Raw genomic sequence first — 23,475 nt, 5'->3', positions numbered from 1 at the left:
GCGGTCCCCCGCAAAACCGGCATTGTCGCACGCGTTTGCCCGAGTTCAATCCCTGCCTAACGCATTCAGTGGATGCTGCCCTTCTGGCCACGGCGAAACAAAGAAGGCGTCCACCTCGGTCGTCGGTACGTCGTCCAAGGTGGCGAAGCGCCAACGGGGTTGCTTGTCCTTGTCGATCAATAGCGCACGGACGCCCTCGACGAAATCGCCGGACGCGAAAGCGTGATAGCCCAGCACCAGTTCCATCCTGAAAGCGTCCGCCAGATCGAGGCGTCGCCCCTTCTGTAATTGCCGGTCGGTCACACACAGACTGAGCGGGGAGCGTTGGCGAAGCAGCGCCAGTGTTTCGACCGCCCAGGGATTGTCGGCGTCGGCCGTCAGCGACGCCACGATGCCCGGCACGTCAAGGGCGCTGAAATGTCGGTCGAGCGGCGCTCTCACGCCAGCAAGCGGCGCGGCGTCCGACGACGTTCGCCCCAGCGGCAGAATGGCGGCGCGCAGGCGCGCGAGCAACGCGTCGTTACCGTGATCCGTAGCGCTCGGGGCGTCCTTAGCCCATTCGAACTTCAGCAGCACCTCGCGCAGTTGCGCCAGTGCATCGCCTTCGACCCAGACATCGGCGAGTCCACAGTAGAGCGTGTCGGCCGCCGTAATGGTTGCCCCGGTCAGGCCGAGATAGCGCGCCAGCGTCGGTGCGAGGTGGCCGAGGAACCAGCTTGCGCCGACGTCCGGGAACAAGCCGATGGCCGTCTCCGGCATCGCGAGCTTCGTTCTGTCGGTCACAATGCGCAGCGCCGCGCCTTGCGCGACACCCATGCCCCCTCCCATGACGATGCCGTCGAGCAACGCGATATAGGGCTTCGGATATCGGTGAATCAGATAATCGAGCCGGTACTCGTCGACGAAGAACGCCTGATGCGCGTCGGCATTGTTCACCCGGCTGTCGTATAGCGCGCGGACATCGCCGCCAGCGCAGAACGCCTTTTCTCCCGCCCCTTCGATCAGCACCGCACGCACGGTGGGGTCGTCTTTCCACGCCGTGAGTTGTCGCCACATGGCGCGCACCATACCGTGCGTGATGGCATTGAGCGCCTTCGGCCGGTTGAGCGTGATCACACCGAACCCGTTGGTCACGTCGAATAACACTTCGTCTTGCGCCTCGACAGCGCCATCGTGCAGATTCACTTGCCCTCCCCCTCAATCCAGTGCGCGGGCAATCACTTGCCGCTGGACTTCGCTGGTGCCTTCGTAGATTTGCGTGATGCGGGCATCGCGATAAAAGCGCTCGACCGGATAGTCCTCCAGATACCCGTAGCCGCCGTGAATCTGGATGGCATGCGTGCACACCCACTCCGCCAGTTCCGACGCGAAGAGCTTTGCCTGCGACGCCTCCGTCAGGCAGGGCAAGCCCTGTGTGCGCAGCGCTGCCGCGTGCAGGATCAGGAACCGCGCCGCGTTGATGCGTGTCGTCATGTCGGCCAGCATGTTGGCGATACTCTGATGCTCGCGAATCGGCTTGCCGAACTGCTGACGCTCGTTCGCATACTGCAGCGCCGCCTCGAACGCGGCGCGCGCCACCCCAAGTGCGAGCGCAGCGATCCCGATGCGCCCGCCCTCAAGGTTGGACAACGCGATCTTCAGCCCCTGCCCCGGCTCGCCCAACATGGCGTCCTCGCCGACCTCGCAGTCGACCAGTGTGATCGGACAGGTGTCCGACGCGCGAATGCCCAGCTTGTGCTCGGGACGCCCGACCTCGAATCCCTTCGTATCGGTCGGCACGATGAAGGCCGAGATGCCGCGCTTGCCAGCCGCCGGATCGGTCACCGCAAACACGATGGCCACTGCCGCGCGCTTGCCGTTCGTCACGAACTGCTTGTTGCCGTTGAGCACCCACTTGTCGCCGCGGCGCTCGGCGCGTGTCTTCAGATTGCTGGCGTCCGACCCGGCTTGAGGCTCGGTCAGACAGAACGCCCCGATCTTGCGACCTGCGGCCAGATCCGGCAGCCAGCGTTCGCGCTGGGCGTCGTTGCCGAACTTCAGGATCGGCGTGCAGCCAACCGAGTTGTGCACGGACATCATCGTGGCCGTGGAAGCGCAACCCGCCGCGATCTCTTCCATCGCCAGCGCATACGCCGTGTAATCGGTGTACGAGCCGCCGTACTGCTCCGGCACCATCATGCCGAGCAAGCCGAGCTCGCCCATCTGCGCGACCATCGCGTCGGGCAGTGCGCACTCACGGTCCCATTGCGCGGCATTCGGCGCAAGCTGCTCGGTGGAAAACGCACGCGCCATATCGCGAATCATGCGTTGGTCTTCGGTGTAGAAATCCATGCTCTGTCTCCTGCGCCGTGACGTTATGGGAACGTAATCGGTGAGAATCGCGGTAAGAATCGCGGTAAGAATCGCAGTAAAAATCGCGGTAAAAATCGTCGAGGTCTTCGCCTGTCGATAGATCCAGTGTAGGGATCGCGCTCAGTTGGCACCATAGCCAAAAACGGCAAATTGGATGAGCGGAATTGCCATCGGAATCGTCTGTATCGGACTCGGGACAAACCCTCATGGCCGCAGGGAATCGCCGCAGGCCTTGCCGGACAACGCTCAGGGCACGCCTGACGCGCGCCGGGATCCCCTGTTTGCGGAGTGGATAAATCCCTCACGAACTCTGACCCGATTGGACATTGCCTGCCGCCGATGCCACCCATTACGATGAATTTCCCCCTTGCCCGCGAGCATCGCCCCCGAGAACAGACGGTGCCGCGGGCGGTCGGCGAAGCGCTCGGAGGTCACTGTATCGCAGGCGCGCTTGCCGATCGGCATCTGTCTACAGGAGACAACCTATGACTGCGGATTACGCCCAAGCTTATGAGGCGTTCGACCTCGACGCGACCGTGCGCGCCACACTGGACGGCAACCTCGACGCGATGAACGCCTGTGTCGAATGTTGCGACCGTCACGCCCTTCCCGGGCGCATCGCCCTGTTTTGGGAAGGCAAGGACGGCACGAGCCAGACCTGGACGTTCAAATTGCTTCAAACCCTGTCGGCGCGCTTCGCCAACTTCCTGCGCGAACAGGGGGTGCAGCCCGGCGACCGTGTCAGCGGCCTGCTGCCTCGCACGCCGGAATTGCTCGTCACGATTCTCGGTACCTGGCGCGCGGGCGCTGTCTATCAGCCGCTATTCACGGCGTTCGGGCCGAAGGCGATCGAACACCGTCTGCACAGCGCGCAGAGCAAGCTCGTCATTACCGACGCGGCCAATCGGGCGAAGCTGGACGAAGTCGCCAACTGCCCGCCGGTCGCGACCGTCGGCGGCCCTCGCGGTCAGGGTGTGCGACGCGGCGATTTCAGTTTCTGGCACGAAGTCGAGCACCACGACGAGGTGTTCGAACCGGTCATGCGCCGGGGCGACGATCCCTTCATGATGATGTTCACTTCGGGCACGACGGGCGCCGCCAAACCGGTGATGGTGCCGCTGCGCGCGATCATGGCGTTCATGGGCTATATGCGCGACGCCGTCGATCTGCGTCCGACCGACACCTTCTGGAACATTGCAGACCCGGGTTGGGCGTACGGGCTCTATTACGCCGTCACGGGGCCGCTCGCGATGGGGATTCCCACGACGTTCTACGACGGGCCGTTCACCGTCGAGAGCACGTACCGGATCATCAACAAACTGGGGGTCACCAATCTCGCCGGGTCGCCCACGGCGTTCCGTCTGCTCATCGCTGGCGGCGACAAAGCGGCAGCGTCCGTCAAGGGGGGGCTCCGAGCCGTGTCGAGCGCCGGAGAGCCGCTGAATCCGGAGGTCATTCGCTGGTTCGCGGAGCATCTCAGTGTGACCATTCACGACCATTACGGCCAGACGGAATTGGGCATGGTGGTCTGCAACCATCACGCACTTTCGCACCCGGTGCAATCGGGGGCGGCGGGCTTTGCCTCGCCGGGGCATCGTGTCGTGGTGCTCGACGACGAGGGTCGTGAGTGCCCTGTCGGCCAGCCGGGCGTGCTCGCGCTGGACCGCAAGCAATCGCCGCTGATGTGGTTCGGCGGTTACTGGGAGCGGGAGACGCCCGCGTTCATGGGCGACTACTACCTTTCCGGCGACACCGTCGAGCGCAATGCCGACGGCAGCATCAGCTTCGTCGGACGTAACGACGACGTCATCACGTCGGCTGGCTATCGCATCGGTCCGTTCGACGTGGAAAGCGCGCTGATCGAGCATCCGGCGGTGATCGAAACGGCCGTCGTCGGCAAGCCGGACCCCGAGCGCACGGAGCTGGTCAAGGCATTCGTCGTGCTGCACGCCCAGTTCCTGCCGTCGGACGCTCTCGCCCGCGAATTGCAGGAACACGTTCGCCATCGACTGTCGACGCACGCGTATCCGCGTGAGGTCGAATTCGTGACCGAACTGCCCAAGACACCGAGCGGCAAGCTCCAGCGCTTCATTCTGCGCAATCAGGAAATCGCAAAAGCCGCGCAAGCGTCGGCCAGCGCGGCCTGAGCGCCCCCTCTTACTTATTCGGGATTCGCAATGCAAATCAAGGATCGTGTCTTTCTCGTCACCGGCGCATCGTCGGGACTCGGTGCCGCCACCGCCCGCATGTTCGTTGACGCAGGCGCCAAAGTCGTGCTCGGCGACATCAATGCCGAAGCCGGGGCCAAACAGGCCGACGCGCTGGGCGAGGCCGCGCGCTTCGTCACGACCGACATCACGCGCGAAGACGATGTGCAGCGCCTAGTCAACACGGCGAAAAATGCCTTCGGCACGCTGAACGGCGTGGTCAACTGTGCGGGCATGGTCATCGGCGAGCGCATTCTCGGCAAGCAGGGACCGCACCGGCTCGAGAGTTTCGCACGCGTCATCAACGTGAACCTGATCGGCACGTTTAACGTGCTGCGCATTGCGGCGGCGGCGATGGCCGAGGGCGAAGCGGATGCCGAAGGCGAACGCGGCGTTGTCGTGAACACGGCATCGGTCGCAGCGTTCGACGGGCAGATCGGTCAGGCGGCGTACGCGGCGTCCAAGGGCGGCGTCGCCGCACTGACCCTGCCCGCCGCGCGTGAGCTGGCGCGACTCGGTGTGCGCGTCGTGACCGTCGCACCGGGGATTTTCGAAACACCGATGATGGCTGGCATGACGCCTGAGGTACAGGCTGCGCTCGGCGCGTCGGTACCGTTTCCGCCGCGCCTGGGACGCCCGTCGGAGTATGCCGCGCTGGTGCGCCACATCGTCGAGAACACGATGATCAACGGCGAAGTCATTCGCCTTGACGGCGCATTGCGCATGGCACCGAAGTAAGCCGAAGGCAGTCTCGACGTCTTGCGCTGCAATCGAAACGCCTGGTCCACGCATCGCGCTAAATCTGCGATTTCGGAATACTCCGATCAGCGTTTCGGACGGTGACGGAAGCGCCGACAGGGGCCGCACTGCTAGAATTCCTGCGTCCCCCTGCTACGGCATTCCGCCGGCTCCGATTCGCGACGCATGGAAAAAGGCAGCATTTCGATTCATTTTGTGATCAACGCATTGGCGCACGTCGAGCGACTCGGCGGCGATCCGACGGCATTGCTGCGCGCCGCAGACATCGCCCCGTCGTTGCTCGCGCATCCACAGGGGCGTGTCTCGGCGGATCGATACGCGCATCTATGGCGGCTAATCAGTCTCGCACTGGACGACGAGTTTTTCGGACAGGATTCGCGGCGCATGAAGGTCGGCAGTTTTGCGATGCTGTGTCACAGCGTCGTCGCCTGCCACACGCTGGAACAGGCGTTGCAGCGCGCTTGCCGCTTCATGGGGCTGTTGCTCGACGACCTGGAGATGCATCTGGTGCGCGACGGCGCGCTGGCCCGACTTGAAGTCCATGAGCGTCCGGATGCGAAAGCGCCGCGCATCTTTGGACATGAGACGCTGCTGATTCTCTTCTACGCACTCACCTGCTGGCTGATCGCGCGGCGCGTGACGCTGGGAACGGCGTACTTCGCCTTTGAAGAACCGGTGTATAGCGATGAGTACCGCACCATGTATTCCGCGCAGTTGGTCTTCGGTGCTCCGCATACCGCTATTGAGTTCGACGCTGCGTGCCTGGACTTACCGGTCGTGCAAAACGAAGTCACGGTGAAAGACTTCCTGCGGGCTGCGCCGGGCAACATCATCCTCAAGTACAAGAACGCCAGGGGGATGGTGGCGCGGGTCCGGCGGCGCCTGAAGACCATGCCGACGGATAGCTGGCCTGCGTTCGAAGCGTTGGCGGGTGAGTTTCACACGACGCCGTCGACGTTGCGCCGACGGTTGGAAGACGAGGGGCAGTCGTATCAGTCGATCAAGGATCAGTTGCGACGCGATCTGGCGATTCACGCGCTTTGCCACACATCCAAGCCGATGCTGGAAATTGCGCTGTCGTTGGGCTTCGCCGATCCCAGCGCGTTCTTCCGGGCGTTCCGGAAATGGACCGGCGCGCGGCCGGGCGACTACCGGCGTCAGGCGGTGGAAGCCTGACGTGCCCTGAACCGTTCGTTCCGGTCCGATGACGCGTCAGGCGGTGCGGTCCGTCATCCGCCAGGCGGACGACGGTAGCGATCTCAGGCCGTGCGGGTCTTCCCGGTCACGGCAGCACTTTGGCCTTTCTTGCCGTCATTGTCATCGTCGTCCAGTTCGATGCGTTTGACTTCGCCGAGCAGCAGCAGGTAGCACAGCACGCCGGCGATGGCGAAGATGCTGATGAGACCGAGCGCCCAGCCAAACGAGCCCGTCGCTTTGACGATGAAGCCAATCGCGATGGGTGTGATGATGCCCGAGAGGTTACCGGCAAAGTTCACCGCACCGCCCGTGATGCCGACCATGCCCTTGGGGGCGATGTCTGCCACGAGCGACCACGACGCCGACGCCACGCCTTGCGCGAAGAACGCGAACGACATGATCGCGATGACGAGCCAGTTAGCGTCCGTGAGCACCGTCAGCGACATCGTCGGCACCAGCAGCAGGCCCGTGACGATGGGTGTCTTGCGTGCCGTACCGACGGCCACACCGCGACGCAGCAGCCAGTCCGAGAGCAGGCCACCGCACACCACACCGATAGACGCCGCCACGAACGGCACCGACGTCATGCCACCGGCCTTGAGCACCGTCATATGACGTTCGGTGATCAGGTACGTCGGGAACCACGTCAGGAAGAAGTACAGCGAGGAGAGCGACGCGAACTTACCCACGCAGATCGCGATGATCTGGCGATTGCGAAACAGCTCCAACAGCTTGCGCCACGGGAATTTCTGCGTCGCTGCTGGTTCCGCCGACTTCACTTCGACGAGCGCCCCGCCGCTGCGAATATGTTCGAGTTCTGCGGCGTTGACCCATGAGCACTTGTCCGGATCGCGATAGCCGACGAACCAGACACCGGCCCACACGATGCCCAGCAGACCTGTCGCATAGAAAATCTCGCGCCAGCCCCACGTGTGGGCAATCCAGAACAGCACTGGCGTGAGGGCTGCCATGCCGATGTACTGGCCGACGAGGTAGATGCTCGTGGCCACCCCTCGTTCACGTTGCGCAAACCAGATCGAGACCACGCGATTGTTCACCGGGAACGTCGGGGCTTCGGCAATGCCCACGCCCAGGCGCATACCGAAGAGCGTGACGAAGCGCGACGTGAAGCCTTGCATGAACGTCAGCACCGACCAACTGAGGATGGCCACGCCGTAGATCGCACGCGTGCCGAAGCGGTCGATCACCCAGCCGCCGGGAATGTTCGCGATCACATACGTCCATGCGTACGCCGAGAAAATGAAGCCCAGTTCGACCGGTCCGAGGCCGAACTCTTGTTTGAGCATCGGGGCGGCGACCGAGAGATTGGCGCGGTCGACGTAGTTGATGACCGTGCCGACGAAGACCAGAAACAGCATCCAGTAGCGCACACGCGACGGGCGCTGGGAGGATGCGGGGGGCAGAGAAGCTGACATGTTAAATCTCGTGAATCTAGTAATAGGCGGCGTCATGCCGAAGCTGCCGCAAATCCTGCAATCACCCATGTCGCCGACATCGTCGGCACCGAACGAATTCGACGCCGACGGTGCCGAGACCTAGACGCTCCTCAGAAGCTGTGATACATCCCGACGCGCAGCAGCATCTGATCGTGATTGCTCGATGCGCCGATCGGATACGACGCGGCATGGTTATTCCCCGTCGCCCCGATGTAGGTCACTTGCGCCTGCAATTGCGTACGCTTCGAGAACGAATACAGGTCGCCCGCTTCGATCTGGTTGTAGTGCGTGTGGTTGAACGACGAGTACGAATAGCCCAGCGTCAATGCGTTCGCTTCCGTGACGCGGTATTCCGTGCCCACGTCGTAGTTGAACATGTTGCCCGAGCCGCCCGGTGCGCGGACTTCGCTGCGTGTATAGAGGGCGTGCACGTTCCAGCGCGACGAAATGCGGTAGGAAGCGCCGATGCCGGTGTTGTTGACGGCGTCCGACTTGAACAGGTTCGTTGCGGAGAGGGCCGACTGACCGAAGATCGACGAAATACCGAGGCGCGACGAAAAATCGAACGTTCGCTTGTTGATGCTGACGTAAGTTGCAGCCATCGACAGCGCGCCATTGTCGTACTTCAGGTAGGCACCGGCCGTGCGCCCTTGCGCGTTGCCGCCTGCGAAGCCGTACATCAGGCCGCCCGTCAGTCCGTGGAAGCTCGTGCTATTCCACTTCACGGCGTTATCGATCTGCGACGAATTCGCCAGATTGTCGAGGTTACCGGGGTGATAGGCGTACAGATTGTGCTGCCAGAAGCCGTTCGAGAAGCGAATCGAGACGTCTTGCATGAAATCTGTCTGGTGCCCGATCGATACCGTGCCGAGGCGATCGCTGGCGAGTCCGACCCAGGCCTGACGATTCCACTCGACGCCGCTATTGATCAGCGCACCGGAGCTCGTATTGAAGCCCTGTTCGAGTTGGAAGACGGCGGCGAGACCGCCCCCGAGGTCTTCACGTCCCTTTATGCCGAAGCGGTCGGGCTGACCGATACCGGCGTCCATTTTGAACAGACGTCCGCCGCCCTGATTGCTCACATAAGTGAGGCCGTCGTCGACCGTTCCGTAAATCTGCAACGAATTGCCAGCGGCGTGTGCCGCGCCAACGCATGCCAATAGGCAGGCTGCGCCGATACTGCGTCTCTTCACCATCCACTCCTGTTTGCCTCCGATGACCGGGGCTGTTGACGCCCTTTGCCGACACGCTCGACGTCATTCCCAACGTCCCGGCTACCGCATCGCTATTGTCTTACCTATGAAACATTGATTAATAGGTGAGACAATTATGTCGAAGTGACTAGTGTGAGACAAGCAGAAAATAAGTAAGCCTTTATTGATGTTGCGCAGATGCTAATGACAAAGGCGACGCGCGTCTGTGGGAAAAAATAGTGGAATGACACCAGCCAGGGGCGCTGGCAGGGACCTCGGCAGTAAACGGATGGAGTGCATCACGCCGAAAAAGCAGTGGAGGTAGAAAAAATGGGGCGTTGGAATGGCGGCAATCGCCAGCCCCCTGACGTAGTGACTTAAAGGTAGTGGAACGGAGTCAGGGGGCTGGCGATTGTCGCTGCCCGGGGGGTAAATAGGGTGGCGAGGATTTGGGACCGCAGGGGTTGGGCCCCGTCGGGGGTTAAATCACTGACGCCCGCCCAAAGGCACAACCCCGGCGCGCTCAGAGCGGTAATTCAACTTGTGGGAAAGCTCATCGGCAGCAGATACCACCTTCTCGACGATACCGTTCTCGAGCAAGTCGGCTTCGACGCGTGCCTGCGGGATCGTCACGCTGATAACGGCGGCAATTTGCCCGCGATGATTGCGCACCGGCGCGGCGATCGTCGAAATGTTCTGTTCGAAGAAGGCTTGGCTCATGCTGTAGCCGCGAGCGATGTCTTCCTGCACCACGCGGTGGAGCGCGTCGACCGTGGTCGGTGTGTGCGCCGTGTATGCTTCGAGCTTGCGTTCCGGATAAAGCTGCTTGAGCGACGGCAACGAATAATCGCCGAGCAGAATGTGCCCCACGGCGGTCGCATGCGCGGGCAGACGCGTACCGACACGTACCGTACCGAACACCAGTTCGCGGCTGGCCGCCTTCGCGACGAACACCGCGTCACGCTGATCGAGAATCAGGATGTGACTGGAGAAGCCCGTCGCGTCGCGCAGCTTCTCGATAACCGGTGTCCCGAGATCTGTCAGCTCCAGCGAGTTCAGATACTCGAAGCCGAGGCGCAGCACCGCCACACCGAGCCGGTAATGACGGTCGTCGCCCGCCTTCTCGATAAAGCCTTCGGCTTCCAGCGTCTGCAACAGACGGAACACCGTCGAGCGAGGAATGCCCAGCCGCCGGGCAAGGTCCGCCCCTGCCAGCACCGGCTCACGCGCCGAAAAAGTCATGAGGATGCGCAGACCGCGCTCCAGGCCCGGGACCGAATATTTGTTATCGCTGTCGTTGCTCATGCCGTTTGCGCACAATGGCGCCGACCGGTGTGCGGCGGTTCCGCGCAACCGATAGACGATATTCATCGAAGGCGCACATTATAGGCTACGGCCCCGCCACCCGACCATGACGGAAGACCATGAGTCGACCGGGCCACTTTCTCACCCTGCGAGACCGAGTTGCGCCGACGGCATCGTCACGGTTGCGCCTGGTTGCGCCCGTTCTCGAAACACCATGCCCTATGCAAGCGCAGGCTGGCACCCATCCAGGGCAAGCGGGGCGGCCTTTCGGGCGCATTTGTGCCCGACGCCCGCGTCCGGCGCCATGCACCGCAATGGGGGTAATTCCGAAGCGCGTCGACTCGCGGTTTTTGTCATGATTGCGGCTGCAAGCTTGACAAGCTGGCGCATGTGGAGCGAGACACCGTGGCCCGAGCCGAGAACAATAAACGATCCGGACTGGCCAAGAGGCACGTATTCCTTTTCTCCTGACGCTTTTGCGATTGCCTATCCCAATAGCCACTCAGGAGCTGCGCCCACCTGCCAAGTGGGCGTTTTTTTGCTGGTCAAACGCTCCCTTCGCAGTGTGGTTCGACCCGCCCGCGGCGTTCTTCAAAAGAGAACCCGATGTCCTGGCATGCTTGTTGCTTGTATTTCCAGCATCGGGGATCGACGCCGCCTTGGCCGAGTTTTGACGATACGTACGCACCAGATTGCAACGGACCGTACGCCATCGCAAAACCCGGACTCGCCCCCTGCGGCGCCTCCGTTTGTTTTGGGTCGAGGTGTTATGTTTAATGAACTGAGCGACGTTGAATGGCACGCCCTGCGTGATCTGATTTGCGACCGACCGGTCCGTACGGAACGACGCGGTCGCCCTCAAGTCGAGCAGCGCACGCTGACCAATGCTGTCTTGTGGGTGCTGTTCACTGGCGAGAGCTGGTCCAAGCTGCCTATGCAGTACCCCTCCGTGCCGACCTGCCGTCGCAAACTGAACGAATGGCGCGAATCGGGCATGCTCGATACGATCCTGAAACGCCTGCAGCAATCGGGCCGCGATATCAGCGCCTGTGCAGGTCAGATTAGCAAACCGGCACGCAGCACGCCGTGCGGCGACACCGATCGCCTGCGTGGGGTGTTCTGGACGAACCCCGCTTCGTGGAAGCCGCCGGTCGCCGTGCGGTAACGGATGTCGGGGGCGCCGATGCGTCACCGGTGTGCTGACCCGCACGCCGGATCGCATTCGTCGATGTCACAGTTTGCCCTGGCAGGACTGCCGCGCAACGTTCGCGGCACCGTCAGGTGGAAGTCACGGGGTTAGTGAGAGCGCTGTCGACGGCGAATACGTCGACGAATATCGGCGAGATGTGGCCGGGCGGCCCATCTCGCGATTTGTTGCCTGACGTCTCCCGTCAGGAAAGCTCGGTGTGCACTGCCTCCGCAATCGCCAGCGACGCCGTCAGCCCCGGCGACTCGATGCCGAACAGATTGACGAGCCCCGCCACGCCATGCAGCGCTGGTCCGTCGATCCTGAAGTCCGCCGCCGGTTCGCCCGGCCCGCTGATCTTCGGTCGAATTCCCGCATAGCCCGGTTGTAATGCGCCATCCGCCAGCGTCGGCCAATAGCGTCGCACTGCGGCGTAGAAACCATCGCCATCGGACGGATTCACCGTGTAATCGATCTCGTCCACCCACGCCACGTTCGGACCGAAACGCGCCTGACCGCCAAGATCGAGCGTCAGATGAACGCCCAGCCCGCCCGGCTCCGGCACCGGGTAAATCAGATGGGTGAACGGCGCGCGCTGCGCGCAGGTGAAGTAACTGCCCTTCGCGAAATACCGCCGGGGAATGTGTTCCGATGCCAGACCGTCGAACCGGCGAGCAATATCGACAGCGTACAGACCCGCGCTATTGACGACCGTGTTGGCGAGCAGCGTCGACGTAACGCCTTCGGTCTCGACATCGATCTCAATACCCTCGGCACGCCCCACGCGTGCGCCTGTCACGCGCGCCTCGAAAGCCAGCATCGCCCCCGCGCTCTCCGCGTCACCCTGCAACGCGAGCATCAGCCCATGACTGTCGACGATGCCCGTCGACGGGGACAGTAATGCACCAAATGTGTGCAAAGCAGGCTCTCGTTGTGCCACTTCCGCCGCCGTCAGCCACTCAAGATCGTCGACGCCGCTCGCGCGCGCGTTGGCGGCGATCGCTTCGAGTTCGGCAACCTGATGGTCCGTCGTCGCAACGATCAGCTTGCCGCAACGACGATGCTCCACCCCGTGCGAGGCGCAAAACTCGTACAGACGGTGTTTGCCTTCGACACACAGCGTCGCCTTGCGCGACCCGGGCGGATAGTAGATGCCACCGTGAATGACTTCGCTGTTGCGCGAACTCGTGCCGGTGCCGATGGCGCGCTCGGACTCCAGCACGACGACTTCGCGCCCGGTCATGGCCATCGTTCGCGCGACGGCCAGTCCCACCACGCCCGCGCCGATCACGACGCAATCGACTTTGTCCATCGCTGTTCCCTGTTTGCCGTTCGAGATGTCCGATTCGGATGAAGACGCACTTGCACGCGTCTTCATCCGAATCGGCTGCGGGATCGAGTCCCGCAGCCGAACGTCTTACAACGCGCCCGTCAGTTCCGGCACGACGGTGAACAGATCGCCCACCAGACCGTAGTCCGCCACCGAGAAAATCGGCGCTTCCGGATCCTTGTTGATCGCCACGATCACCTTCGAATCCTTCATGCCCGCCAGGTGCTGAATCGCCCCCGAGATGCCGACGGCCACGTACAGTTGCGGCGCCACGATCTTGCCCGTCTGACCGACCTGATAGTCGTTCGGCACGTAACCGGCATCGACTGCTGCGCGCGATGCGCCCAGCGCTGCACCCAGCTTGTCCGCCAGCGGCTCCAGCACCTTCGTGTAGTTTTCGCCGCTGCCCAGACCGCGACCACCCGAGACGATGATCTTCGCCGAGGTCAGTTCCGGACGGTCCAGCTTCGTCACTTCACGACCCACGAACTGCGACACACCGGCGTCCGGCGTCGCCGCGACACTTTCCACCGCAGCACTGCCGCCCGTGGCCGCTGCCGGGTCGAAGCCCGTCGCGCGCACCGTGATGACCTTCACCTTGTCGGCGCTTTGCACCGTCGCAATCGCATTGCCTGCGTAGATCGGACGCTCGAACGTGTCGGCGCTGTCGACCTTCGTGATATCCGAAATCTGCGCGACGTCGAGCAACGCCGCAACCCGCGGGGCGATATTCTTGCCGTACGCCGTGGCCGGGGCCAGGATGTGCGAGTAGTTGCCCGCAATCGACACCACTTCATCGGCGATGTTCTCGGCCAGACCGTCGCCGAAGTAGGCGGCGTCTGCGAGCAGCACCTTCTTCACACCGGCGATCTGCGCGGCGGCGTCAGCCGCAGCCTTCGCGTTGCTGCCTGCGACCAGCACGTGCACGTCGTCGCCGCATTGCAGCGCTGCCGTGATCGTATTCAGGGTCGCCGACTTGATTGCGTTGTTGTCGTGTTCTGCAATGACCAGGATGCTCATCTCGTCTTCTCCCTTAAATGACCTTGGCTTCGGTCTTGAGCTTGTCGACGAGCGCTGCAACGTCCGCCACCTTCACCCCTGCGCTGCGCTTGGGCGGCTCGGCCACCTTCAGCGTCTTCAGTCGCGGGCTCACATCCACCCCCAGATCCGCAGGCTTCACGGTCTCCAGCGGCTTCTTCTTCGCCTTCATGATGTTGGGCAGCGTCACGTAACGCGGCTCGTTCAGGCGCAGGTCCGTCGTGATCACGGCGGGCAGCGACAGCGACACGGTTTCCAGACCGCCGTCCACTTCGCGCGTGACTTGTGCGCGGTTGTCCGCCACCGACACCTTCGAGGCGAACGTCGCCTGCGGCAGCTTGGCCAGCGCCGCGAGCATCTGACCGGTTTGATTGGAATCGTCGTCGATCGCCTGCTTGCCCAGGATCACCAGTTGCGGCTGCTCCTTGTCCACCAGCGCCTTCAGCAACTTGGCCACGGCCAGCGGCTGCAACTCTTCGTCAGACTCGATGAGAATCGCGCGGTCCGCACCGATGGCCAGCGCCGTACGCAGCGTCTCTTGCGACTGCGTCACGCCCGCCGACACCGCAATCACTTCCGTCGCCACGCCCGCTTCCTTCAGACGCACCGCCTCTTCCACCGCGATTTCGTCGAACGGATTCATCGACATCTTCACGTTCGCAATGTCGACGCCACTGCCGTCGCTCTTCACGCGAACTTTTACGTTGTAATCCACTACCCGTTTGACCGGTACCAGGATCTTCATGCGCAACTCCCTTGAATCAAAAAAAACCGGACGGCCTGCCGACACTTAAGGCAACGGCCGTCCTCGAACATACGAAAACTGTCTTGCGAATTCTGCGAATCGAGTTGCGAACCGACTCACCCGCTCACTCTCTCACTCAATCTCGCGCCCTTTCGTCTCAGGCAGCATGAACGCGGTGATCAGCACGACGAGGTACGCGCCACCGGCAAACATCCCGATGGCCGAACCCAGACCGCTCGTCTTGGCGAGATAGCCGACCAGACTCGGGAACAATGCACCGATACCGCGCCCGAAGTTATACGCGAAGCCCTGCGCATTCGCACGCACCGCCGACGGAAACAGTTCCGTCAAATACGCGCCCATGCCGCTGAAAATGCCCGACGCCGCGAATCCCAGCGGGAATCCGAGAATCAGCATCTGGTCATTGCTCAGTTGAAGCTGCGTGTACACGTAAATACTCACGCCCGAGAGCACGGCAAAAATCAGCAGGTTCGCGCGACGCCCCAGACGGTCGGTCAGATACGCCCCCGTCAGGTAGCCGATGAACGAACCAAGAATGATCACCAGCAGATAGCCGCCCGTGCCGATCACCGACAGATGGCGCTCCGTCTTCAGGAACGTAGGCAGCCACGTCGTCACGGCATAGTACCCGCCCTGCACACCCGTGCACAGCAGTGCAGAGAGTGCCGTCGTCTTGATCAGCGCCGGCGAGAAGATCGCCCACGCCGACGTGCGCTTTTCTGCGGCATCTTCGCGCTTGCGCGTGCGCTGGAACAGTTCGGGCTCAGGCACGTTCTTTCGAATGAAAAGTACGAACAATGCCGGAATCACACCGATCCAGAACAACACGCGCCACGCATACGCCTCCGGCAGAAACGAGAACGACGCCGTATAACAAAGCGCCGCCACTGCCCAGCCGATGGACCAGCCGCTTTGCACCGTCCCCACGGCGCGGCCCCGATACTCGGTACGCACGATCTCGCCCATGAGCACCGAACCCACCGCCCACTCGCCGCCAAAGCCCAGCCCCTGCAACGCACGCAATACGAAAATCTGCTCGAAGTTCTGCGCGAAGCCGATCAGCACCGTGCAGACCGAGAACCACAGAATCGTCACTTGCAGAATGCGCACCCGTCCGTAACGGTCGGCCAGTACCCCGGCAAGCCAGCCCCCGATGGCCGAGAACAGCAGCGTCACGGTCGCCAGCATGCCGGCCTGTCCCTTGTCGATGCTGAACACGGTGATCAGTGTCGAGATCACGAAGGTGAACACCATGAAGTCGAGCGCATCGAGCGCCCACCCGCCGAACGCGGCAATAAACGTATGCCGCTCGGTCTTGTTCATCTGGCGATACCATTCCATCGTGTCTCCTCCTGAACCTCTTGAACTACATGAGCGCTAAGCGCGCCGGGAATAGGTAAAAAATCAGATCGGAAATCAGATCGTTTTCGGAAAGCCGTACAGACGTGCCGGGTTGTCGACCAGAATGCGCCGACGTGTCTGCGCGTCGGGCGCCCACTGCGGCAGCAGATTACGCAACACACCGGTGTTCGGCATACGCGTGAGCGACACATGCGGCCAGTCGCTGCCCCACACCATACGATCCGGGGCATCGTCGATGAGCGCCTGTGCGAACGGCGTGACGTCGTCGAACGTCGGGAAACGCTCGCTGATCCGGTAAGCGCCCGAGAGCTTCACCCAGTATCCGTGGTCGCGCACCAGCGAACGCAACGCCGAAAAGCCCGGCGAATTCAGTCCTTGCGCCACCGGTGTATGGCCCATGTGATCCACGATGCCCGGCACCGGCAGCGACGTCATGCGCGGCATGAGTTCAGGCAGTGCATTCACGTCCATCAGGAATTGCATATGCCAGCCCAGATCCTTAATGCGATGCGCGAGCGTCTCCATCGCCGTAAAGCCGATGCCGCCACCGAACAGCACATTGATGCGCAACCCGCGCACCCCGGCTGCGTGCATCGCTTCCAGTTCGGCGTCGGTGACGTCCGGCGACACCACCGCGATGCCACGAAGACGATCCGGGTGACGGCGCAGCGTTTCGAGCATGTACCGGTTGTCGGTGCCATAGACGCTGATCTGCACCAGCACGCCGTAGGTCATGCCCGTCGCATCGAGCATCGCGAGGTACTTGTCCTCGGGCGCAGGCGGCGGCGTGTAGCTGCGCTCGGGCACCATCGGGTACGCGTCGCTCGCGGCGACCACGTGCGCGTGCGTGTCGACCGCGCCGAGCGGCACGTCGAACGTGGGCGGATCGATCTCCGGCAGCGGGCCCAGACACAGCGGCGCACCGGCGGCGGAAGTTGCGGTCATGTCGACTCCTCAGGGAAAACGTCGTCGGACGCCGGTGTCCGGCGTCCGCGATGCGAAAAACCGTTACAGCAGCTTGCCGGGATTCATGATGCCAGCCGGGTCGAACACGGCCTTGATCTCGCGCATCAGACGCAGTTCGAGCGGCGATTTGTACTTGGCGAAGTAGTCGCGCTTGAGCTGTCCGATGCCATGTTCGGCGCTGATGCTGCCGCCGAAGCGTGCAACTTCGTCGAGCACTTCGGCGGTGATTGCTTCACCGTGTCTGGCCATGAAATCCGCCGCCTCGCCTGCCGGGCGCGACAGGTTGTAGTGCAGATTCCCATCGCCGAAGTGACCGAAGATGAACGGACGCACCTGCGGGCAAACGCGTCGCACGCGCGCCTCGGCGCTCGTCATGAATTCCGGGATCGATTCGATGGGCAGCGAGACGTCGTGCTTCAGATGCGGGCCGTCGGCGCGTTGGGCTTCAGAGATTTCTTCGCGCAACTTCCACATTTCTTCGACCTGCCCCAGCGTGGACGACACCACGGCGTCGGCACACAGATCGCGCTCGATAGCGGCCTCGATCACCCGTTCGAGCAATGCCCCGAGGGCCTGTTCGTCTGCCGTATCGGCCAGCTCCACCAGCACATAGCCCGGGTGACGCTCACCAAACGGGGCGCGCACGCCGGGCACATGCGCCATCACCAGATCGACACACTCGCCGGTGAAGAACTCGAATGCCTGCATGCGCGGACCGCATTCGGCGAACAGCAGTTCGTAGAGTTCGAGCGCCTGACGCGGCGACGTGACAGCGGCAATGACCACCTGACGCACCGGCGTGGGGGCGTACAGACGCAGCGCCGCCGCCGTGATCACCCCAAGCGTGCCCTCCGAGCCGATGAGCAACTGCTTGAGGTCGTAACCGGTGTTGTCCTTGCGCAGCGTACGCAGGCCATCAAGGATCTCGCCGTTCGGCAACACGGCTTCGACGCCGAGCACCAGATCGCGTGTCATGCCATAGCGCACCACGTTCACGCCACCGGCGTTCGTGGCCAGATTGCCGCCCAGTTGGCATGACCCTTCGGCTGCGAGACTCAGCGGCAGCAGGCGATTCGCGTCGTGCGCCGTGCGTTGCAGGTCTTCGAGAATGCAACCCGCTTCGGCTACGAGCGTATTGGCGATGGTGTCGAGGCTGCGCACCGCGTTCATGCGGTCGAGGCTCAGCACCACGTTCTGCTCGGACTTGTCCGGCGTCGCACCGCCGCACAGCCCGGTGTTGCCACCGCGCGGCACCACCGGGGTGGCCGTGCTCTGGCAAAGCGCGAGAATCTTGGCGACGTCCTGCGTCGAGCGCGGACGCACGACGGCCTGCGCGTGCCCGCGATACATGCCACGCCAGTCGGTGAGCCACGGCGCGACGTCTTCAGTGGAAGTGAAAACGCTGTCGGCGCCGATGGCGTCGATCAAACGTTGAGCGAAAGCGGTGATGGTCATGAGGTCACGCGTCGGGGGTTACGGTGTGGGGGATGGCATCTGACGATGGCGCGGCCGCTCGCGGATCAATGGCGCGTCGGCGCAACGGCGCCGGTAATGATGTCGCGCCCGGGAAGCGTCAGGCCAAGACGCCCCGACGCACTCAACAGATGCGAGAGCGACGCCTCACGCGCGCGCATCGGATCGCGCGCCTTGATGGCGTCGAACACGGCCACGTGCTCCTGATGCACCTGCGCCGCGAGGCCTTCGTGACGCAGCGTATTGGTGCGCGCGGCCTGCACGACCTGACGGATTTGGAGATTCAGATACTGCAACAAGTCGGCGTAATAGCGATTGTGCGTCGCGCGGGCGATGGCCGCATGGAAAGCGGTATCGAACTCGACGCCGTTCTCCGGGTGATACAGATGCGTTTCGAGTTTGCCGAGAATCGTTTCGAGCTGACAAATGTCGTCGTCGGTATGCCGAACGGCGGCAAGCGCGGCAGCCGTGCTCTCCAGATCCAGACGCAATTCGTAGACGCTCGCGAGATCGGCGGCGTCCTGGCCGACTGGCACCTGAAAGCCGCTTTGCGGCGTACGCGCCCTGACGGTCACGCCTGCGCCCTGACGGCTGTCGATCAGTCCCTGCGCACGCAGGCGCTCCGTCACTTCGCGGATCACCGCCGGACTCACGCCATACGATTCGGAGAGTTGCTTGCCGGTCGGCAGCCGACTGCCGACGGGGTAGACGCCCTGCCGGATCGCTTCCTGCAATTGCTGTGCGACCTGCTCGGTCAGGGTTCTGGGCTTGGTGGTCATCCGTTCCTGTCGTTTGATGCTTTTCTGGTTTGCATGTTATCTGAAAACTTTTGTTGCCTCATATCGCGTTAACCCTAGCTGTCCCGCTAAAAGAAAAAGCGGTGGTGGAGACGGGCTCCATCACCGCTTCATCGACTGCGTCCTGATTGAAACGGACGCAGAACCCGTGCTGGTTTAGAAGCCGATCAGCGCTTCCGTCACGTGGCCGACGTTCGGCGGCGAGGCGAAGCAATCGCTCACCAGCGCGCGCCATTGCTGGAAGGCTTCCGAATTGCGGAAGTGAACGGTGTGGTCTTCGAGCGTTTCCCAGGTGACGACGAGGCTGTAATGCGTCGGTTGCTCTATGGACTTGAGCAGACGCATGCCGTGGCAGCCTTTCGATCCCTTGAACAGCGGCGCGGCCTTCGCGACACCTTGTTCGAACTCGGCTTCTTTGCCTGGCTTCACTTCGATCTGGGCGATTTCAAAGATCATGGGTTTCCTCAGAGATTTGTCTGTTGTTTTGCTGTTGTCGATGCGATCTCGTTGCGATCTCGTTGTTTTGGCACGGCTTTGACACGGCTTTTGACACGATAGCGACGCCGGTTGGGCGGGTTCGCGGGATCGGCACCGGCGGGCAGCGGGGTCGCTCCGCCGCGAGAACGTCCGATTCTATACTGCGTGCCGACGGCACGCATCGCGTGTGACGCCTCCTCGCCTTTCACCGCTTTTCCATCCGCCATCGTTAGCGTTTCCTGACGAGCGCCATGCCGGTATGCACGACGAACGTTCTCGTCGCGCCGCCACGGCACCACGAACGTGCAATCGAACGTGCCCGCAACCACGTCACCAGATAAAACATTCATACATATCAATACTCTGGTGATTGTTGGCATCGCTCTTGCATATCTTCCTCTCTTCTCACGTTTGCACCAAAAGAGCACATTCATGCCCAATTCCAATACACCCGGCGACGTGCTGTTTCTGCTGCTCGGCGCGATCCTGGTGCTGTCCATGCACGCCGGTTTCGCATTTCTCGAGCTTGGCACCGTCCGCAAGAAGAATCAGGTCAACGCTCTGGTCAAGATCCTGACGGACTTCGCAGTCTCGGGACTCGCGTATTTCTTCATCGGTTATCCGCTCGCGTATGGCGTCGACTTCTGGTCGAGCGCCACGGTGCTGTCCGAGCACAACGGCTACGCGTTGATCAAATTCTTCTTTCTGCTGACATTCGCGGCCGCCATCCCGGCCATCGTGTCGGGTGGAATTGCCGAGCGCGCCAAGTTTCATCCGCAGTCGGTGGCCACGTTCTTCCTCGTTGGCGTGATCTACCCCTTCTTCGAGGGCATCGCGTGGAATGGGCATCTCGGCGTTCAGGACTGGCTCACCCGGACGCTCGGCGCGCCCTTCCACGATTTCGCAGGTTCGGTGGTCGTGCATGCCGTGGGCGGATGGATTGGTCTGGCGGCGGTGTTGCATCTCGGTGCTCGGCGCGGGCGCTACAACGGTCAGGGTCAGGTCGCCGCACATCCGCCGTCGTCGATTCCGTTCCTCGCGCTTGGCGCATGGATTCTGATCGTCGGCTGGTTCGGTTTTAACGTGATGAGCGCCCAGCGCGTCGGTGGCATCTCGGGGCTCGTCGCCGTCAACTCGCTCATGGCAATGGTCGGCGGCACGCTGGTCGCCATGTGGGTGGGACGCGACGACCCCGGCTTCATCCATAACGGGCCGCTTGCGGGACTGGTTGCGGTGTGTGCAGGGTCGGACGTCATGCATCCGCTCGGCGCGCTGGGCGTGGGCGCAGTCGCAGGCGGTCTGTTCGTGTGGCTGTTCACGGTGACGCAGAACCGTCTGCGCATCGACGATGTGCTTGGCGTGTGGCCGCTGCACGGCGTGTGCGGCATCTGGGGCGGGCTGTCGGCTGGCATCTTCGGACAGAAGGCGCTCGGCGGACTCGGCGGTGTGAGCTTCGTCGCGCAGTTGATCGGCACGGTGATGGGTGTAGCGATCGCCTTCGCGGGCGGCTATCTTGTGTACGGCGTCATCAAACGCATCACCGGTTTGCGGCTCGACGACGAACAGGAGTACTACGGCGCAGACCTCTCGATCCACAAGATCACCGCCACACCGGAGCGGGAAACGAACTGGTAATCGGCAACGCTCGCCTGAATCCCCATACGCGACGCGACGACCCGATTCGTGCGTCGCGCCTCATGCTTTCCGGTATTGACCGATGCAAAAAATGAAATGATAATCAGTCGCATTTAACGACTGTATCGACGCGCCGGACCTTTACGTTCGGCCCCAGACTTCCTCGTGCTTTCCCATTCCTTCCGTCATCGCGTTGCCCGCCGGGCCGGTACTTCCGGGCGCTTTGCGCCGCTCGATTGATGGCGAGCTCCGCGCGCCCTCGCGGCATCTTCGCCTACTACGACGAGTTGCTTCGCACGTGGACGGGACGGCTCAGCAACCGGCATCAGGCCGAGGATCTGGCGCAGGACTCGCTGCTGCGAGTGCTTGAGTTGGAAACGCCGCCGGAGCAGCCGCGCGCCTACTTGCATCAGACTGCGCGCAATATCGCCATCGACGCCTTTCGCCGCGAGCGCGGACGAGAACAGACGACGCTCGACGCGCTGTCGGCGTTCGAAGCCGCGACTGGCAATCCGGAAGAAGAAGTTCACGCGACACAACTCGCGCACGCCATCGAAGCGGCGTTGTCCGAACTTCCGCTGAAGTGCCGACAGGTTTTCGTCTGGCAGCGCCTTGACGGTTGCAGCCAGCAAGAGATCGCCGAGCGGCTCGATGTTTCGAAAAATATGGTCGAGAAGTATATGATTCGGGCGATGAAACATTTGCGCGAACGTCTCGGTCCTCTGGCGCCTCAGTGACGCGCATGCCTATGCTCGGTCTGATCTATTCTCGTCTGCCAGACGGTCGGTTCCGTCAAATGCGCCCCGCTGTCCCCGCTCATTTCCCCGCTCATTTCCCCGCTCATTTCTCCGCCCCTTTCGATGCCAGCCTCTGAACGTATTCGCGAAGAAGCCGCGCTCTGGTTCACGAGAGCCCATAGCGGCGCGTTTTCCGACGCCGAGCGCGCGTCGCGCGACGCGTGGCTGTCCGCCGACCCCCTGCACCGCGCGGAATACGCCGCACTGGATCGCGTATGGCAGGCAGCGGCGGCCGTGCCGGTCGGGCGTCTGCGTGCATTGGCCGAACCTGGAATCGCCGATGTCGGGCCGGAAGTGGTCAATCGCCGCGCGAGCCGCAGCACCGCCGGTCGATGGATCGCCGTCGCATGCGTTTGCATATTCGCCATCGGGCTGGGCGCAATGATGCTGCCCTCCGTCACTCGGTCGCCAGAACACCTCGCACAACTCACGCCATCCGGCGCCGCGCCCGCTCAGACACAGGAGATCGCCACTCGTCCAGGCGAACGACGCAGTGTGACGCTTGCCGACGGCACGGTGGTCGAACTCAATACCCGCACGCATATTCAGGTGCGCTTCACCCCCGCGCAGCGCACCGTGACGTTGCTCGACGGCGAAGCGATGTTCTCCGTCACGCGCGATGCCTCGCGCCCCTTCGTGGTCGATGCCGGTACCGGGCGGGTCACGGTCACCGGGACGCGCTTCGATGTGCGCCGCATCGAAAAGCATGTGTCCGTCGCCGTCGAATCCGGCTCGGTGACGGTGGACGGCGTGCCCGCACAAACGGCTGGCGCGACGAAAAAAACGTCCGCACTGCTCACGAAAGGTCTTGGCACGACGGTTCAGCCGGACGGTACCGTCGCATCGGCCAGCCCGGTGGATCTGTCGACGGCGCTGGCATGGCGCGACGGAAAGTTGATCTTCAGGAACGCGACGCTGGCCGATGTCGCGCACGAAGTCACGCTGTACCGGCCGTCGCCGGTGATCGTCGCCAACGACGCCGTCGGGCAGCTTCGCGTCACCAGTGTCTTCAGCGCGGATAACACCGACGAACTGCTCGCGGCGCTGCCCCAGTTCCTGCCGGTCAGGGTGCAGACGCTCACCGACGGCACCGTAAAAATTTCTTCGAAGTAATTCAGGTTTTGGTCCGGCGTTTCGTCTTCCGATAGTTCGCCTGAGTCGCTAAGCGGCGAATCCAT

The 23,475-nt window shown here is 62.7% G+C and carries 21 protein-coding genes; 7 read left to right on the top strand and 14 right to left on the bottom strand.

Annotation, left to right across the window (positions count from 1 at the left end; all coding sequences use genetic code 11):
• Positions 1–45: 45 nt before the first annotated feature.
• Together MB84_RS07335 and MB84_RS07330 are read right to left on the bottom strand one after the other, a co-directional pair.
• Positions 46–1,185, bottom strand: coding sequence for an enoyl-CoA hydratase/isomerase family protein (locus tag MB84_RS07335; RefSeq protein ID WP_046291306.1), 1,140 nt, complete (start codon positions 1,183–1,185; stop codon positions 46–48).
• A 12-nt stretch (positions 1,186–1,197) separates the two neighbouring features.
• Positions 1,198–2,331 (bottom strand): acyl-CoA dehydrogenase, encoded by a 1,134-nt coding sequence (locus MB84_RS07330; protein WP_046291305.1) that lies wholly within the window; start codon positions 2,329–2,331, stop codon positions 1,198–1,200.
• A gap of 506 nt (positions 2,332–2,837) precedes the next feature.
• On the opposite strand from MB84_RS07330, the gene MB84_RS07325 reads away from it, so the two are divergent.
• From MB84_RS07325 to MB84_RS07315, 3 genes are all read left to right on the top strand, one after another.
• On the top strand, positions 2,838–4,499 hold the full coding sequence (locus MB84_RS07325) for an AMP-binding protein (protein ID WP_046291304.1): 1,662 nt from the start codon (positions 2,838–2,840) through the stop codon (positions 4,497–4,499).
• A 30-nt stretch (positions 4,500–4,529) separates the two neighbouring features.
• The gene (locus MB84_RS07320) at positions 4,530–5,297 is read left to right on the top strand and encodes an SDR family NAD(P)-dependent oxidoreductase (RefSeq protein WP_046291303.1); all 768 of its coding nucleotides are present in this window, start codon (positions 4,530–4,532) and stop codon (positions 5,295–5,297) included.
• A gap of 186 nt (positions 5,298–5,483) precedes the next feature.
• On the top strand, positions 5,484–6,494 hold the full coding sequence (locus MB84_RS07315) for an AraC family transcriptional regulator (RefSeq protein WP_046291302.1): 1,011 nt from the start codon (positions 5,484–5,486) through the stop codon (positions 6,492–6,494).
• Between the two features lie 83 nt (positions 6,495–6,577).
• Here the strand turns inward: MB84_RS07315 and MB84_RS07310 are convergent, their stop codons facing one another.
• The 3 genes from MB84_RS07310 to MB84_RS07300 all read right to left on the bottom strand — a co-directional run bounded on the left by MB84_RS07310 (position 6,578) and on the right by MB84_RS07300 (position 10,470).
• Positions 6,578–7,951, bottom strand: coding sequence for an MFS transporter (locus MB84_RS07310; protein ID WP_046291301.1), 1,374 nt, complete (start codon positions 7,949–7,951; stop codon positions 6,578–6,580).
• A 131-nt stretch (positions 7,952–8,082) separates the two neighbouring features.
• On the bottom strand, positions 8,083–9,168 hold the full coding sequence (locus MB84_RS07305; protein WP_046291300.1) for a porin: 1,086 nt from the start codon (positions 9,166–9,168) through the stop codon (positions 8,083–8,085).
• 483 nt (positions 9,169–9,651) lie between these two features.
• Positions 9,652–10,470, bottom strand: coding sequence for an IclR family transcriptional regulator (locus tag MB84_RS07300; RefSeq protein ID WP_046291299.1), 819 nt, complete (start codon positions 10,468–10,470; stop codon positions 9,652–9,654).
• Between the two features lie 769 nt (positions 10,471–11,239).
• Between MB84_RS07300 and MB84_RS30495 the strand changes: the two genes are divergently transcribed.
• The gene (locus MB84_RS30495; RefSeq protein WP_039399697.1) at positions 11,240–11,635 is read left to right on the top strand and encodes a transposase; all 396 of its coding nucleotides are present in this window, start codon (positions 11,240–11,242) and stop codon (positions 11,633–11,635) included.
• A gap of 226 nt (positions 11,636–11,861) precedes the next feature.
• On the opposite strand, the gene MB84_RS07290 is transcribed toward MB84_RS30495, so the two are convergent.
• The 9 genes from MB84_RS07290 to MB84_RS07250 all read right to left on the bottom strand — a co-directional run bounded on the left by MB84_RS07290 (position 11,862) and on the right by MB84_RS07250 (position 20,299).
• The gene (locus MB84_RS07290; RefSeq protein ID WP_046291298.1) at positions 11,862–12,968 is read right to left on the bottom strand and encodes an NAD(P)/FAD-dependent oxidoreductase; all 1,107 of its coding nucleotides are present in this window, start codon (positions 12,966–12,968) and stop codon (positions 11,862–11,864) included.
• 105 nt (positions 12,969–13,073) lie between these two features.
• A complete protein-coding gene (locus MB84_RS07285; RefSeq protein WP_046291297.1) occupies positions 13,074–14,006 on the bottom strand; it encodes an electron transfer flavoprotein subunit alpha/FixB family protein in 933 nt (310 codons plus the stop codon).
• A 13-nt stretch (positions 14,007–14,019) separates the two neighbouring features.
• Positions 14,020–14,769, bottom strand: a complete 750-nt coding sequence (locus tag MB84_RS07280; RefSeq protein WP_046291296.1) for an electron transfer flavoprotein subunit beta/FixA family protein — start codon at positions 14,767–14,769, stop codon at positions 14,020–14,022.
• Positions 14,770–14,901: 132 nt separating this feature from the next.
• Positions 14,902–16,131, bottom strand: a complete 1,230-nt coding sequence (locus MB84_RS07275) for an MFS transporter (RefSeq protein WP_046291295.1) — start codon at positions 16,129–16,131, stop codon at positions 14,902–14,904.
• Positions 16,132–16,206: 75 nt separating this feature from the next.
• The gene (locus tag MB84_RS07270; RefSeq protein WP_046291294.1) at positions 16,207–17,097 is read right to left on the bottom strand and encodes an amidohydrolase family protein; all 891 of its coding nucleotides are present in this window, start codon (positions 17,095–17,097) and stop codon (positions 16,207–16,209) included.
• Positions 17,098–17,160: 63 nt separating this feature from the next.
• Positions 17,161–18,573 (bottom strand): FAD-binding oxidoreductase, encoded by a 1,413-nt coding sequence (locus MB84_RS07265; RefSeq protein ID WP_046291293.1) that lies wholly within the window; start codon positions 18,571–18,573, stop codon positions 17,161–17,163.
• Positions 18,574–18,638: 65 nt separating this feature from the next.
• The gene (locus MB84_RS07260) at positions 18,639–19,370 is read right to left on the bottom strand and encodes a FadR/GntR family transcriptional regulator (protein WP_046291292.1); all 732 of its coding nucleotides are present in this window, start codon (positions 19,368–19,370) and stop codon (positions 18,639–18,641) included.
• A gap of 174 nt (positions 19,371–19,544) precedes the next feature.
• Positions 19,545–19,844 (bottom strand): antibiotic biosynthesis monooxygenase family protein, encoded by a 300-nt coding sequence (locus MB84_RS07255; protein WP_046291291.1) that lies wholly within the window; start codon positions 19,842–19,844, stop codon positions 19,545–19,547.
• Positions 19,845–19,852: 8 nt separating this feature from the next.
• A complete protein-coding gene (locus tag MB84_RS07250; protein WP_157122652.1) occupies positions 19,853–20,299 on the bottom strand; it encodes a hypothetical protein in 447 nt (148 codons plus the stop codon).
• Between MB84_RS07250 and MB84_RS07245 the strand changes: the two genes are divergently transcribed.
• The 3 genes from MB84_RS07245 to MB84_RS07235 all read left to right on the top strand — a co-directional run bounded on the left by MB84_RS07245 (position 20,298) and on the right by MB84_RS07235 (position 23,410).
• Complete coding sequence (locus MB84_RS07245) at positions 20,298–21,500, top strand: ammonium transporter (RefSeq protein ID WP_046291289.1); 1,203 nt, start codon at positions 20,298–20,300, stop codon at positions 21,498–21,500. The genes MB84_RS07250 and MB84_RS07245 overlap by 2 nt on opposite strands.
• Positions 21,501–21,739: 239 nt before the next feature.
• On the top strand, positions 21,740–22,237 hold the full coding sequence (locus MB84_RS07240) for a sigma-70 family RNA polymerase sigma factor (protein WP_046291288.1): 498 nt from the start codon (positions 21,740–21,742) through the stop codon (positions 22,235–22,237).
• 123 nt (positions 22,238–22,360) lie between these two features.
• Entirely contained in the window at positions 22,361–23,410 is a 1,050-nt protein-coding gene (locus tag MB84_RS07235; protein WP_046291287.1) for a FecR family protein, read from the top strand.
• The last annotated feature ends 65 nt before the right edge of the window (positions 23,411–23,475 follow it).

The organism is Pandoraea oxalativorans, assembly GCF_000972785.3.
Taxonomy (GTDB): domain Bacteria; phylum Pseudomonadota; class Gammaproteobacteria; order Burkholderiales; family Burkholderiaceae; genus Pandoraea; species Pandoraea oxalativorans.
Note: the sequence above shows the minus strand (reverse complement) of the source record. Positions and strands in the feature narration are given on the sequence as shown.